Raw genomic sequence first — 13547 nt, 5'->3', positions numbered from 1 at the left:
GCCTCATTCGCCCGATGTGAACCGGCTTTTGCGCGGCGCACTGGCTGGTGTTTGCGGCTGCGCGGCAGCAGCGGCACTCGCCGGGGGGGCAGGTTGCTGCGCTGGGGGAGCAGCTTCAGGCTGCACCTGCGGTGCTGGCGCTACCGCTGGCGGAGCGGGGAACTGCGACAGCAGCGCAGGATCGAGTTGCAGCTCAATGATGAAACTGTCCGCGGTGGCGCCAGGGTTCCGTACCGCCGCCGAAGGCGCTTTGACTTCTTTGAATCCCCGCACTTTTCCCAGCGACTGCATGAGTGCAGCAGCGTCAGGCGTCAGCCCCTGGACAGTGGCCTTCAGCCCTTGCACACGCAGGCTTTGGAGATAGGTGCCATCGGGCAAGGCTTCCGTCAAGATCTCAAGCAACCGCATGGGCTCGGTGCGTTCAGCCAGCAAACCGCGCACGGCATCGATCCGCTCCACCGCATGCAGGTACGCCTCGCGCTTCCCGACGATGTCTGCGGTTTTGCGCTGCATGGCTTCATGGGCATGGGTTGCCTCGATGGCACGCAGCCTCAGTTGCGCTGTGGGTGTGATGGCCATGGCCGCCAGCATCGCCAGCATGACTGCCAGCAGGCCGTAGGCCATGTGCCGCCGCCGCTGCCCGGCACGCACGCGCTGGTCCTCTCCCCAACCTTGGAGTACGACAGGCCGCTCATCCTGTGCGGTAAAGGCCCAGACTTCACAAGGCTGTGCCGCGTGTGCCAGGAGCTGCCGTTGCGTTTCGGCGTATTCCGCCACCTGGCTGCGCGATGCCAGCAGAACCTCTACCTTGCACGGCACGCCCTGCCCCACTTTCGCAGAGGCAGCTGCCTTGTATCCCCACACCAGATCCATGGCGGCAAAAGGGCTGCCACTGCGCGCTTCCAGTTCCACCGCATGCGCCGCTTCTGCTTCAGGCATGGCCGGCAGAAGCATGGTTTTGCGCAGCAGCAGACTGTCGGGCACCTCGATGGCTTCGAAACGTGGCTGCTTCGACACGCTGGCAACCTGCTCATCGCCGCACCAGAATGCCTGCGTACCATCGGCTCGCAGCACACGTACCGGGAAATCGGGCGTCAGCCACGCCAGGGGTGGTGATTTCTGCATGCCACGCCAGGCTTGCCGAAGCTCCTGCCAGACCTGCCCCAGATCGAGGCCAAAAAGCTGTAGAGAATTTGTCGTTATCGGCATGGAAATTCAGGCCCCCTGGGCGGGCTTGGCCCGGATCGAATAATCAGACCCGAAAAAACGCCACGGCAGCCCCGCACGGGGATCAGGGCGCACGTCAATATCACGCGAAACGATGGCCTGCGTGCCATCACCCAGGGGAATCTCGACCTGAAGCCGATAACGTGTGCCCAGGTTGTTGTCCAACCATTCGCCCCGCAGCGAGCTGGTATCCAGCGTCTGCTCACCCTGGCTGCGGCGCTGGCTCACGGCTTGCGCCTGTGCAATGTTGCCCTCCGCCAGTACAGCGAGCACCGGCAACGGCGCAGCGAGGGCGTTCACCCGTCCAGCACTCCCCCCCGCTCCTGCGGTCAAAAGCGGCGAAAGTCTAGCATAGAGGTCGTAATCGACCCCCGGCACACGCATCAAATCCTGCGGCGCCTCGAAACGCTGCTCTCGCCCCGTTGCGTCTTTCTGCCGGCGGGCTTCCGCCGTTGCCGCAGCCAGCGCACTTGCAGCCTGGGCTGGCAGACCGCCTGCAACGGCGTACAGGCTCGCCAGCAAGGCATCCGGCGCCGTATTGATGTCGATCCAGCCATTCAATGACGCCGCTTCCACGGCCATGGTCTGCCCGCGGTACTCGACATCCATCCGGGCCCATGGCTTGAAGGGCCGCTGGGCCAGCATTTTTTGCACGGCCAGGGCGATAGCGGCTTCGCCCAAAGCCTGCGACTCGATGCTGCTGCGTGCGGCCGCAGCCGTACGGATCTCGTTGCGCACGGCATGCGTCATGCCAGTGACTGCAATGGCCATGGCCGCAACAATCCACAACACGGCGATCAGTGCAATCCCCCGGACGCGATGCGTCATTTCATTGCCCCGCTCCATCAGTCGTCAGGCCCCGAGGAAAAACGGCTGCGACTGCCCTGGCTGGCAGGAAGAAAGCGCATGGGTACGATCCACATGGGCCAGGCTCCGGACTGGGTCCCCAGTTCGATGCGTACGCGCTCGGGCAAACCATCGGGGCTGGTCCACAGAGGGCCCCATTCAGGCACAGGCCGGCGGGCATCTTCATACGCCAAGGCCAGCGATGTGGCACCGTGCACCAATACACGCGATTGCGCTTTCGACCAGTCGGGAAACGCCGAGGAGCCATCCCAGGGCAGGAAAGAGATGACAAGTGCCCCCCCACCCTCCACCGGCTCCAGCCTCAGCCGGAAGAACGTGCGCCCGCCAGCCCCATGCCGGGCCGGCATGATACCGAGCCACGCCATCTCGTCCTGCCTGCCGGAAAACAGATAAGGGGACTCCCCCTCCTTGAGCAGGGCAGTGGTTTTACGTACCGAGACCCGCCCCAGAACCGTATCGAGAAACCCCGTCGCCACACGGAATTCATCCGCCTGTTCAAGGCGGCTATCCACACGCTCTTCCGTCTGCGCCATGGAGCGCAGCGCCGAGGCCATGCCCAGCATCAGCAAGGAGAGCAAGGCCATGGCGACCAGAAGCTCCACCAGCGTGAAGCCTGCGGAGCCAAACATGGCGCCACGCCATTCCCAGGAGCGCCCTCGCATCACCGCAACCCTCCGCCGGCCATGGGCAGCCTTTGCGGACGCAGTGTCTGGAGCACGATGTACTTGCTGCTGCCTCTTTCCTGCCAGGCAACCTCGATCACGATTTCGTGCAGACGGGGCACGTTCGGGTTCGGGTCGGCGGCCCCATAGGGGCTGCTTTGTACCGCCCAGGCAAACCCTGCAGAGTCCCCTGCCTCGTTCCAGCCTGTTTCAGGTATGGCATCACGCGCCGCAAGCAAGGACTGCGCCAGCATTGCCGCCCGCTGGTAGCTTTGCAAATCGCCCGCGCTGCGTGCGCTGCTGCCGCTGGCACGGTAGAGCATGCCCAATGCCATGGCCATGATGGCCAGCGCGACAAGCAGCTCCAGAAGCGAAAGTCCGCGCTGCCACCGGCGAACCTGGGTGCAGGCCGTCACGGCAAGAGTGCCTCTTGGGTAATGCGCCCGGACAGCCAGTCCACCTGCAGGCGTGCGCCAGTGCCGGAGGGCCGTACGATCTCGATGCTCCCCCCGGTTGCACCGCCATCCGGGAAGAAGCGGATGGCTGCCTCCTGGGCTTGCGCTTCAATGCCCGCCACAGTGGCGCGCATCGCCAAAGAATCAGGCAAGGCGTGCTCTGGGTCACCGGCAATTCCGTAGCTGCGCCGGGACAAATCGACAACAAAACGGGTTTCACTGCGGGTAGCCAATGCCCGGCTGCGCGCCACACGCATTTCCGACATCATGCTGCGCAAGGTATTGCGGTATTGTGCCGTGTCGCGCATGCGCTCGAACGCCATGGGCACCAAGCCAACCACAAGCGCCATGATGGCAAACACCACCAGCAACTCAACCAGCGTGAAGCCGCTCTCGCGCCTCATGGCAAGCCGCCCCAGCGCCTGTGAGCGGTCAACGGTTGCGGATGTCGGCGTTCTCCCCCTCGCCGCCGGCTGCACCGTCAGCCCCCAGAGAGAGAATCTCGATGGCTCCGCCATTGTTGGCATAGCGATAAGGGTTGCCCCAGGGATCCGTGGGCACGCCGCCCTTGAGGTAAGGGCCATTCCACGCATTGGCGGAGCCAGGCTTTCTCACCAGCGCATCCAGCCCCTCTTCGGTGGTGGGGAAACGGCCAACGTCGAGCTTGAAAAGCTCCAGGGATTTGTCGATATCGGCGATTTGCACAGCCGCTGTTTTAGCCTTGGCGCCACCCAGCTGCCCCAGAACCTTCGGGCCTACCAAGCCCGCCAGCATCGTGAGAATGGCCAAGACCACGAGCAGTTCGATCAGCGTGAAGCCGCGTGCCGTGTGCCGACGAGCACGCGAAGCAAAAAGGGAGCGAGCAGCCATGAGAAGCGCTTTCTTAGGCAAACGAAAATTATACGGCGAGGTCATTGATGGACAGGATACCAAGCAGGATGGAAACGATGATGGTTGCGATGAGCACGCCTAGCACAAGAATCAGCACGGGCTCGACCAGGGTCAGAAGCCGCTTGATTCCGGTTTCCACCTCGCGATTCAGGATATTGGAAAGCTCCAGCATCATGGGGCCCACCCGTCCCGTCTCCTCACCCACTCGGATCAGGTTGACTGCCAAAGGTTCAAAGATGCCTGTAACAGAAATCGCCTGCACCATCTTGCCACCCTCCTTCACGATGGGCGCAACTTTGGCAAGCGCCTGCTGCAGCACCATGTTGCCCACGGTTTCCGTGGCAATGTGCAGCGCCGTGAGCATGGGAACGCCATTGCCCAGCAAGGTGCCCAGCGAACGCGAAAACAGCGTGAGCTGGTACTTCAGGGCCAACGGCCCCATGAGCGGCAAGCGCAGCAGGCGCGCCTGCCACCATTGCCGCCCCGCAGGCGACCGCAGCCAGCGCAACAGCAAAGACGCACCCGCCACGACCGCGATCCCGATGAACAGGCCGTAATGCCGGAAACCGTGCCCCAGCTCCATGACGATGCGCGTGGGCAAAGGCAGGGCGTCGCCCATGTCGGTAAACAGTTTTTCGAACTGCGGCACGACAAAGCCCAGCATGGCCACCAGAGAAAGCACGGCCACACCCAGCAGGATGGCCGGGTAGATGGTGGCGGAGATGACGCTGTCGCGCAGTGCGCGCTGGCGCTCCATGTGCTCGACCAGGCGGTCCAGCACGGCCGACATCTGGCCGCTGACCTCGCCCGAACGCACCATGTTGATGTAGAAATCGCCAAAAAGCGCCCGGTGCGCAGTCAGCGCCCGGCTCAGGGGCACACCGCCCTTGACGGCGTCCAGGATGCCTTGCACCAAGGCAGCCACGCTGGGTTTATGGCTCATGTCGATCAGCACACGCAAGGCATTGTCGAGCGCCAAGCCAGCGCGCAGCATGATGGCCAGTTCGGACGTCAGCGCATGCACATCGGCGGCATTGACCGGCCCTTTGGCCTGACGCCCCCTGGATGGGGCCGGGAGTCCGGCGCCCCCTTTCACCTTGGCACTCTGCACATTGGCACTGGCGGCATCGTCGATGCGCAGTGGCGTCAAACCCTGCTCACGCAGTTGCCGCTGCACGGCAGCGCTGCTGACCGCGGACAGCCGCCCTTCCTCGACTTTGCCTGCCGCCGTGGCGGCCCTCCAGACAAACTCAGGCATCGGACTGGTCCTGCGTCACACGCGCCAATTCGTCGAGCGTGGTCACGCCCGCGGCCACCTTGCGCAAACCATCCTCGAACAGGCTCAGCATGCCGCCCTGGGCCGCCAGGGTGTTGAGCGCGTTGGCATCGCGCCCGTCGATGATGGCGCGGCGCATGGGCTCGTCCAGCACGAAAAGCTCATGGATCCCCGTGCGCCCCCGGTAGCCTGACTGGCGGCAATGCTCGCAGCCCACGGCGCGGTAGATGCGCTGGCCTGGCGGACAAAACCTTGCCAGGCCCGTGCTGACGCGCAGCTCCGGCCCAGGTTCGTACGCTTCCTTGCAGTGGCCGCACAAGGTGCGCACAAGGCGCTGCGCGAGCACGCCATTCACCGAAGAGGTGATGAGGTAGCTTTCCACCCCCATGTCCTGCATGCGGATGACCGCGCCAGCCGCCGTGTTGGTGTGCAAGGTGGAGAGCACCAAGTGGCCGGTCAGTGCGGATTGCACCGCGATTTGCGCGGTTTCCCCATCGCGCATTTCACCGATCATGATGATGTCAGGATCCTGCCGCAGGATGGAACGCAGGGCGTTGGCAAAGGTCAGGTTGATTTGCGGGTGCACCTGGATCTGGTTGATGCCCTCAAGCTGGTACTCGACCGGGTCCTCGACCGTGATGATCTTGTTCGCCTGCGCGTCGATCTTGGACAGGGCCGCGTACAGCGTGGTGGTCTTGCCCGAACCCGTGGGCCCCGTGACCAGCAAGATGCCATGGGGCCGCGACAGCAGTTCGTTGAAGCGCGCCAGCGTATCCTGCTCGAACCCCATGGTGTCGAGGTTCAGGCGCACGCTGGCGCGGTCGAGCACGCGCATCACCACGCTTTCGCCATGCACCGTGGGCACGGTGGAAACGCGCAAATCCAGCTCGCGCCCCTTCACGCGGGTCTTGATGCGCCCGTCCTGCGGCAAGCGCCGCTCCGCGATGTCGAGATGCGCCAGCAGCTTGACACGCGAGCTGACCGCGGCCGAAAGCCTCGGCGGCACCAACTCGCCCAGATGGATCACGCCATCGACACGGTAGCGCACATGCAGGCCATCGTCGAAAGGCTCCAGGTGAATGTCGGATGCACGCAGGTCGGTCACACGGCCAATGATGGTGTTGACCAGGCGGATCACCGGCGCTTCACTCGCCAGGTCTTTCAGGTGCTCGACGAAGTCGCCGCCGTCAAGGCCATCGGCAAAGCCGTCATCGTCATCCGTAGAGGCCTCCTCGGCGGGCTCTGCCAGCGCTTTCTCGATGTCGCTTTCCAGGGCCAGGTGCGACTTCACCGTGCAGCCGGTGACCAGGTGCAGCGCTTTGAGCAGAAAGGCGTCTTGCGGCACGGCCATGGCCACATGGAGCTCCTGCCCCTCCTGGCGCAAGGGGTAGATCGCATTGGCCTGCAGAAACTCCGGCAGCAGTCCCGGCACCTCGGGCATCAGGTCGGGGAAGGCATCGGCAGCGACAAAGGGCAGGCCCAACTGCTCAGACAAGGTGCGCGCCACGTCGATTTCGGACACCAGCCCGAGCCGGACCAGCACACGCCCGAGCATGCCGCCCATTTCCTGCTGCGCGGAAAGCGCACGTTCCAGGTCGCGGGCCGTGAGCTTGCCGGCCTGCACCAGCAGCTCCCCCAAGAAGGGGCGCGGCGCGGCCACCGGCTCCTGCGATGCCGCTGGAGCGGCCAATGTATTTGTCACCATGTGTTGAGAAACCTCACTACGGGGCAAAGTGTACGTTCCCGCTGCATCGGGATCATGCCTTGGATGTTCATGGATACACCGGCGCCTGCGCGAAGGAAACACCCTGTGCATCCTTGGCGGACAGGCTGGGCGCGCCCGCATAGGGCCACGCAATCGCCAGTTGCGCATCGTTCCACGCAATGCACCGCTCATGCTGCGGCGCATAGTAGTCCGTCGTCTTGTAGAGGAAGTCCGCGCTCTCGCTCAAGACCACGAACCCGTGCGCGAAGCCGGGCGGCACCCACATCTGCCGCTGGTTGTCCTCGCTCAGTTCCGCACCCACCCATTGCCCAAAGGTGGGCGCGCTTTTGCGGATGTCCACCGCCACGTCCCACACCGTGCCGCGCGCCACGCGCACCAGCTTGCCCTGGGGTTGTTCGATCTGATAGTGCAGCCCCCGCAATACGCCACGGCCGCTGCGGCTGTGGTTGTCCTGCACGAACTGGTGGCAGGTCGCCGTGGCTTCGTTGAAGGCTTTCTGGTTGAAGCTCTCGAAGAAGAAGCCGCGCGCATCGCCAAACACCTTGGGCTCGATCAGCACCACGTCGGGGATCGCCAGGCGGGTCACGCGCATCAGTACACCTTCTCTTTCAGCAGGCGCAGCAGGTACTGGCCGTAGCCATTCTTCGACAGCGGCTGCGCAAGCTTCTCCAGCTGGGCCGCGTCGATCCAGCCGTGGCGCCAGGCGAGCTCCTCGGGGCAGGCGATCTTCAGGCCCTGGCGCTGCTCCAGCGTGGCAATGAACTGCCCCGCGTCGAGCAGGCTTTCGTGCGTGCCGGTGTCGAGCCAGGCGTAGCCCCGGCCCATGATCTCGACGCTGAGCTGCCCCTGCTCCAGGTACAGGCGGTTCAGGTCGGTGATTTCCAGCTCGCCGCGCTGCGAGGGCCGCAGGCGCTTGGCGAGTTCGACCACCTGGGCGTCGTAGAAATACAGGCCGGTGACGGCGTAGCTGGACTTGGGCGCCTTGGGTTTTTCTTCGAGGCTCAGCACTTTGCCCTGGGCATCGAACTCAGCCACGCCATAGCGCTCGGGGTCGTGCACATGGTAGGCGAAGACGCTGGCGCCTTCGGGCCGGGCCATGGCGTTGGCCAGCAGGTGGTGGAAGTCGTGGCCGTAGAAGATGTTGTCGCCCAGCACCAGCGCGCTGGGAGCGCCGCCGAGGAATTCCTCGCCGATCAGGAAGGCCTGCGCCAGTCCGTCGGGACTGGGCTGCACGGCGTATTGCAGGCGGACACCCCATTGGCTGCCGTCACCCAGCAACTGCGCGAAGCGCGGCGTGTCCTGCGGCGTGCTGATGACGAGGATGTCGCGGATACCCGCCAGCATCAAAGTGCTGAGGGGGTAGTAGATCATGGGCTTGTCGTACACCGGCAGCAGTTGCTTGCTGATGGCCAGCGTGGCCGGGTGCAAGCGGGTGCCGGAGCCGCCGGCGAGGATGATGCCTTTGCGTTGCTGTGTCATGGGGCGGACGGGTCAGAGGATTTCAGTGAGCATGCGCGCCACGCCCTGCTGCCAGTGCGGCAGCGCGAGACCGAAGGTGGCCTGCAGCTTGCGGGTGTCCAGGCGCGAGTTGTGCGGACGCTGCGCTGGCGTGGGAAAGGCGCTGGTGGGTACGGGAGCGATTTCAGTCGCTTTCATTTTGATAGCTGCTTGCGCTTGACTGGCTTGGTCTAGAACGTATTTTGCATACGAATGCCAATTCGTCTCGCCACCCGCCGCGCAGTGGTACAGGCCGCCGTCTTCCGGGTGCCGGGCAAGGTGGCGGATGGCGTGCGCGGTGACGTCGGCCAGCAGGTCGGCCCCGGTGGGCGCACCCCACTGGTCGTCGATCACGGTGAGGCGCTCGCGCTCGCTGCCTAAGCGCAGCATGGTCTTGGCGAAGTTGCCGCCGCGCGCGGCATAGACCCAGCTCGTGCGCAGGATGAGGTGCTTGCAGCCGGATTGCTGGATACGCTGCTCCCCCTCCAGCTTGGTGGCGCCATAGACCGACAGCGGCGCGGGCGCGTCGGCCTCCACCCAGGGGCGCTCGCCGCTGCCGTCGAACACGTAATCGGTGCTGTAGTGAACCAGCCAGGCGCCCAGGCGCGCGGCCTCTTCGGCGAGCCTGCCGGGGGTGGTGGCGTTGAGCAGGCGGGCCCGCTCCGGCTCGCCCTCGGCCTTGTCCACGGCGGTGTGCGCGGCGGCGTTGACGATCACGTCGGGGCGCAGCGCGCGCACGGTTTTGGCCACGCCGTCGGGGTTGGCAAAGTCGCCGCAATGCGCCGTGCTGTCGAAATCCAGCGCCGTGACCTGGCCCAGCACCGCCAGGCTGCGCTGCAGTTCCCAACCGACCTGGCCGTTCTTGCCGAGAAGCAGGATGTTCATGCCGTTGCGTATTGCTTGGCGACCCAGTCGCGGTAGGCGCCGGTCTGCACCTGCTGCACCCATTCGGGATGCTCCAGGTACCACTGCACGGTCTTGCGGATGCCGCTGTCGAAGGTTTCGGCGGGGCGCCAAGCCAGCTCGCGCTCGATCTTGCGCGCATCGATGGCATAGCGCCGGTCATGGCCGGGACGGTCGGTCACGTAGGTGATCTGCGTGGCGTAGCGCTGGCCGTCGGCACGCGGGCGCAGTTCGTCGAGCAGCGCGCAGACGGTGTGGACGATCTCGATGTTGGGCTTTTCGTTCCAGCCGCCGACGTTGTAGGTCTCGCCCAGCCGCCCCGCCTCCAGCACGCGGCGGATGGCGCTGCAGTGGTCGCGCACGTACAGCCAGTCGCGGATCTGCATGCCGTCGCCATAGACGGGCAGGCTCTTGCCCGCCAGCGCGTTGACGATCATCAGCGGGATGAGTTTTTCGGGAAAGTGCAGCGGGCCGTAGTTGTTGCTGCAATTGGTGGTGAGCACCGGCAGGCCATAGGTGTGGTGCCAGGCGCGCACGAGGTGGTCGCTGGCGGCCTTGCTGGCCGAATAGGGGCTGTTCGGCTCGACCCGGTGGTCTTCGGTGAAGGCAGGATCGGTGGGCGCGAGCGTGCCGTAGACCTCATCGGTGCTGACGTGCAGGAAGCGGAACGCTCCTTTTTCCGTAGCTGCCAGCGCTTGCCAGTAGTGCCTTGCAGCCTCCAGAAGCCTGAAAGTGCCGACCACGTTGGTCTGGATGAAGTCCTCGGGGCCGTGGATGGAGCGATCCACGTGCGACTCGGCCGCGAAGTTGACGATGGCGCGCGGGCGGTGCTCGGCCAGCAGGCGGTCGAGCAGCGCGCGGTCGCCGATGTCGCCCTGCACGAAGACGTGGCGCGCATCGCCGCGCAGGCTGTCGAGGTTGTGCAGGTTGCCCGCGTAGGTCAGCTTGTCGAGGTTCACGACCGCTTCACCCTGGCAGGCGAGCCAGTCGAGCACGAAGTTGGCGCCAATGAAGCCGGCGCCACCAGTCACGAGAATCATGGAATGCGGGGAGGGGTGGAAAGGAGACGGGCAATTATCCCACCCTCCCCCGCGCACGCTCCCGGCTCAGAAGTGGATGCCCCGCATCATCTGCTTGAGCGCCTCGGCCTCGGCGGCGAGCTGGGGCTTGCCGCCCTTCTTTTCGCCCTGCGCGGCCTCGGAGTCGGGGAACATGCGGAAGCTCGTGTTCATCGTGATCTGCGCCACGCGCGGCAGCAGCGCATGCAGCACCTGGCCGGTGATGCCCAGCTTGGTGGCGATGCGCACGGGCTTGAAGATGCAGGCCTGGGCGATCAGGTCGGCCGCCTCGTCGGGGCTGAGCGTGGGCACGTTGTCGTAGATCTTGGTCGGCGCGATCATGGGCGTGCGCACCAGCGGCATGTTGATGGTGGTGAAGGTGACGCCCTGGTCCGCGAACTCGCTGGCGGCGCAGCGCGTCCACGAATCCAGCGCCGCCTTGCTCGCCACGTAGGCGGAGAAGCGCGGAGCGTTCGTCAGCACGCCGATGGAGCTGATGTTGACCACATGGCCCTTGCGCTTTTCCACCATCTTGGGCATCAGGCCCATGGTCACGCGCAGGCTGCCGAAGTAGTTGAGCTGCATGGTGCGCTCGTAGTCGTGGAAGCGGTCGTAGCTGCTTTCGATGGCGCGGCGGATGGAGCGGCCCGCGTTGTTGACGAGAAAGTCCACGCCGCCATGGTCGGCGATGAGCTGCCGCACGAAGCGGTCGCAGTCCTGCATGTCGGAGATGTCCACCGCGTAGGTGACGAAGGCGTGGCCCTTGTCCTTGGCCTCCTGGCAGGCAGCGTCGAGCTTGTCCTGGTCGCGCCCGCAGATGATGGTGGTGGCGCCCGCCTCGGCAAACTTGTGCGCCGCCGCCAGGCCGATGCCGGACGAGCCGCCGGTGATCAGCACCACCTTGCCCGCCACCGTGCCCTTGAGCGAGCGGTCGATGTGCAGCTCGGGGTCGAGGTGGCGCTCCCAGTAGTCCCACAGGCGCCAGGCGTAGTCGCGCAGGTTGGGGCACTGCACGCCCGTGCCCTTGAGCGCGGCCTGGGCCTCGCGGCAATCGAAACGCGTGGGGTAGTTGATGAAGGTGAGGATGTCCTCGGGCAGGCCCAGGTCCTTCATGACGGCATTGCGCACGCGGCGCATGGGCGACAGCGCCATCAGCCCCTTGCGCACGCCCCGGGGAATGAAGCCCAGCAGCGCGGCGTTGATGAACAGGTTCATGCGCGGCGCGTGCGCGGCGCGCGAGAAGATGTCGAGCACGTCGCCCACACGGTAGCCCACCGGATCGACGAGGTGGAAGCAGCGCCTGGCAATGCCTTCCTGGTGGCTGATGGCGGCCAGCGCATCGACCACGAAATCGACCGGCACGATGTTCACGCGCCCGCCCTCCAGGCCGACCGACGGCATCCACGGCGGCAGGATCTGGCGCAGGCGCTGGATCACCTTGAAGAAGTAGTACGGGCCGTCGATCTTGTCCATCTCGCCCGTCTGGCTGTCGCCCACCACCATGGCGGGGCGGTACACCGTCCAGGCCAGCTTGCCCTCCTGGCGCACGATCTTCTCGCTCTCGTGCTTGGTCTGGAAATACGGGTGGTCCAGCCCCTCGGCCTCGTCGAACATGTCCTCGCGGAACACGCCTTCGTACAGTCCCGCCGCCGCGATGGAGGACACGTGGTGGAAGTGCCCGGCGTCGATGGCGCGCGCCAGGTCGACGGTATTGCGCGTGCCGTCGATGTTGACGGCCACCTGGGTCTCGACGTCGGCCGCAAGGTCGTACACGGCGGCCAGGTGGAAGAAATGGTCGATCTGCCCCTTGAGCGCCTTGACGTCGGCCGCGCTCACGCCGAGCTTCTTCGCCGTCAGGTCGCCATGCACGGGAATGGCGCGGGCCGCGCCCACGCCCCAGTAGCTGCGCAGCGCCGCCACCTTGTCGGCACTCTCGGGCCGGATCAGGAAATGAACCACCGTGCCTTTGCGCTCCAGCAGCTTCTTGACCAGCCGCTTGCCGATGAAACCCGTTGCCCCCGTGACGAAATACCGCATAGAAAATAGCTCCTTTAGACTCGGCGATTCTTGCCCAGCGCCCATAGCGCCCGATTCAGCACAAACCCGGGGCGATGCTAGCGGGTGCGGCGGCACGGCGAGTAGGCGCAGAGCTCTATGTTTTTAGGAACAGGCACCTACACGCATGCGCCTTGCAGGCGTAAAGTTGCCCTCACGCGCCAGAACACAAAATGCTGGCAACCGCAATCCCTATTGCCCCGGAGGTTTTCCATGGTCAAGAAACTGCAGAAACTCAGCAACGAAAAGAAAAAGAACAGCGCCGAATTGCCGCGCGCCATCAAGGACTCGGCCCAGCAGATCTGGCTTGCCGGCCTGGGTGCCTTCGCCAAGGCCCAGGAAGAAGGTTCCAAGGTGTTCGAGTCCCTGGTGAAGGAAGGCCTGTCGATGCAGCGCAAGACCCAGGCCGTGGCCGAGGAAAAGATCACCGAGGCCACCAGCCGCGTGACCCACATGGCCAACGACATCGGCTCGCGCGCCGCCGGCCAGTGGGACAAGCTCGAATCCATCTTCGAGGACCGCGTGGCCAAGGCCCTGTCCCGCCTGGGCGTGCCCACCTCGCGCGACCTGGACGCGCTGAACGCCCGCATCGACGCCCTGGCCAAGAGCGTGGGCAAGGCACCGCCTGCGGCCAAGGCCGAAGCCAAGCCCGCCGCAAAGAAGGCCGCCACCGCCAAGGCCGCCCCGGCACCGAAGCAAGCCGCAGCCAAGCCGGCCGCCAAGCCTGCGCCGAAAAAGGCCGCACCCAAGCCCGCTGCCGAGAAGGCTGCGAGCAAGCCCGCAGCCAAGAAGCCGGCCGCCAAGCGCCCGCCCTTTCCCCAGGTAGCGCCGCGCAACGCCGGTGCAGAACCCGCCACCGCGGCACCTGCGGACACCCCTGCCAGCGCCTGATCGCGCTGCGCATTTCCCCGGCAGGCAACGCCCTGCCCA

14 protein-coding genes are annotated in these 13547 nt (G+C 65.3%); 1 reads left to right on the top strand and 13 read right to left on the bottom strand.

Features of this window, described 5'->3' with window-relative positions:
* Window positions 1–3 precede the first annotated feature (3 nt).
* The 13 genes from YS110_18275 to YS110_18215 all read right to left on the bottom strand — a co-directional run bounded on the left by YS110_18275 (window position 4) and on the right by YS110_18215 (window position 12599).
* The gene (locus YS110_18275) at window positions 4–1209 is read right to left on the bottom strand and encodes a PilN domain-containing protein (protein ID UJB66565.1); all 1206 of its coding nucleotides are present in this window, start codon (window positions 1207–1209) and stop codon (window positions 4–6) included.
* Between the two features lie 6 nt (window positions 1210–1215).
* Window positions 1216–2073 (bottom strand): general secretion pathway protein GspK, encoded by an 858-nt coding sequence (locus YS110_18270; protein ID UJB66564.1) that lies wholly within the window; start codon window positions 2071–2073, stop codon window positions 1216–1218.
* Window positions 2073–2723: a prepilin-type N-terminal cleavage/methylation domain-containing protein gene (locus YS110_18265; GenBank protein ID UJB66563.1), complete on the bottom strand. Its 651-nt coding sequence runs from the start codon at window positions 2721–2723 to the stop codon at window positions 2073–2075. Before YS110_18265 ends, YS110_18270 begins: the two co-directional genes overlap by 1 nt.
* A gap of 32 nt (window positions 2724–2755) precedes the next feature.
* A complete protein-coding gene (locus tag YS110_18260) occupies window positions 2756–3097 on the bottom strand; it encodes a general secretion pathway protein GspI (protein ID UJB67514.1) in 342 nt (113 codons plus the stop codon).
* Between the two features lie 71 nt (window positions 3098–3168).
* Window positions 3169–3615, bottom strand: coding sequence for a prepilin-type N-terminal cleavage/methylation domain-containing protein (locus YS110_18255; protein ID UJB66562.1), 447 nt, complete (start codon window positions 3613–3615; stop codon window positions 3169–3171).
* A 28-nt stretch (window positions 3616–3643) separates the two neighbouring features.
* Window positions 3644–4081 carry a type II secretion system major pseudopilin GspG gene (gspG, locus tag YS110_18250; GenBank protein UJB66561.1) on the bottom strand — a complete coding sequence of 146 codons (438 nt, stop codon included), beginning with the start codon at window positions 4079–4081 and terminating at the stop codon, window positions 3644–3646.
* Window positions 4082–4109: 28 nt separating this feature from the next.
* Window positions 4110–5360 (bottom strand): type II secretion system F family protein, encoded by a 1251-nt coding sequence (locus YS110_18245; protein ID UJB66560.1) that lies wholly within the window; start codon window positions 5358–5360, stop codon window positions 4110–4112.
* The gene (gene tadA / locus YS110_18240; protein UJB66559.1) at window positions 5353–7083 is read right to left on the bottom strand and encodes a Flp pilus assembly complex ATPase component TadA; all 1731 of its coding nucleotides are present in this window, start codon (window positions 7081–7083) and stop codon (window positions 5353–5355) included. Before tadA ends, YS110_18245 begins: the two co-directional genes overlap by 8 nt.
* A 67-nt stretch (window positions 7084–7150) precedes the next feature.
* Window positions 7151–7696: a dTDP-4-dehydrorhamnose 3,5-epimerase gene (gene rfbC, locus YS110_18235; GenBank protein ID UJB66558.1), complete on the bottom strand. Its 546-nt coding sequence runs from the start codon at window positions 7694–7696 to the stop codon at window positions 7151–7153.
* A complete protein-coding gene (gene rfbA / locus YS110_18230; GenBank protein ID UJB66557.1) occupies window positions 7696–8583 on the bottom strand; it encodes a glucose-1-phosphate thymidylyltransferase RfbA in 888 nt (295 codons plus the stop codon). The genes rfbC and rfbA overlap by 1 nt, the downstream gene beginning before the upstream one ends.
* A 12-nt stretch (window positions 8584–8595) precedes the next feature.
* A complete protein-coding gene (rfbD, locus tag YS110_18225) occupies window positions 8596–9486 on the bottom strand; it encodes a dTDP-4-dehydrorhamnose reductase (GenBank protein ID UJB66556.1) in 891 nt (296 codons plus the stop codon).
* Window positions 9483–10544: a dTDP-glucose 4,6-dehydratase gene (rfbB, locus tag YS110_18220; protein ID UJB66555.1), complete on the bottom strand. Its 1062-nt coding sequence runs from the start codon at window positions 10542–10544 to the stop codon at window positions 9483–9485. Before rfbB ends, rfbD begins: the two co-directional genes overlap by 4 nt.
* A gap of 66 nt (window positions 10545–10610) precedes the next feature.
* Window positions 10611–12599 (bottom strand): SDR family oxidoreductase, encoded by a 1989-nt coding sequence (locus YS110_18215; protein ID UJB66554.1) that lies wholly within the window; start codon window positions 12597–12599, stop codon window positions 10611–10613.
* A gap of 231 nt (window positions 12600–12830) precedes the next feature.
* Here YS110_18215 and YS110_18210 point away from each other — a divergent pair, with 231 nt between their 5' ends.
* Window positions 12831–13508, top strand: a complete 678-nt coding sequence (locus tag YS110_18210; protein ID UJB66553.1) for a phasin family protein — start codon at window positions 12831–12833, stop codon at window positions 13506–13508.
* Window positions 13509–13547: the final 39 nt, after the last annotated feature.

The organism is Acidovorax sp. YS12 (assembly GCA_021496925.1).
Taxonomy (GTDB): Bacteria; Pseudomonadota; Gammaproteobacteria; order Burkholderiales; family Burkholderiaceae_C; genus Paenacidovorax.
Note: the sequence above shows the minus strand (reverse complement) of the source record. Positions and strands in the feature narration are given on the sequence as shown.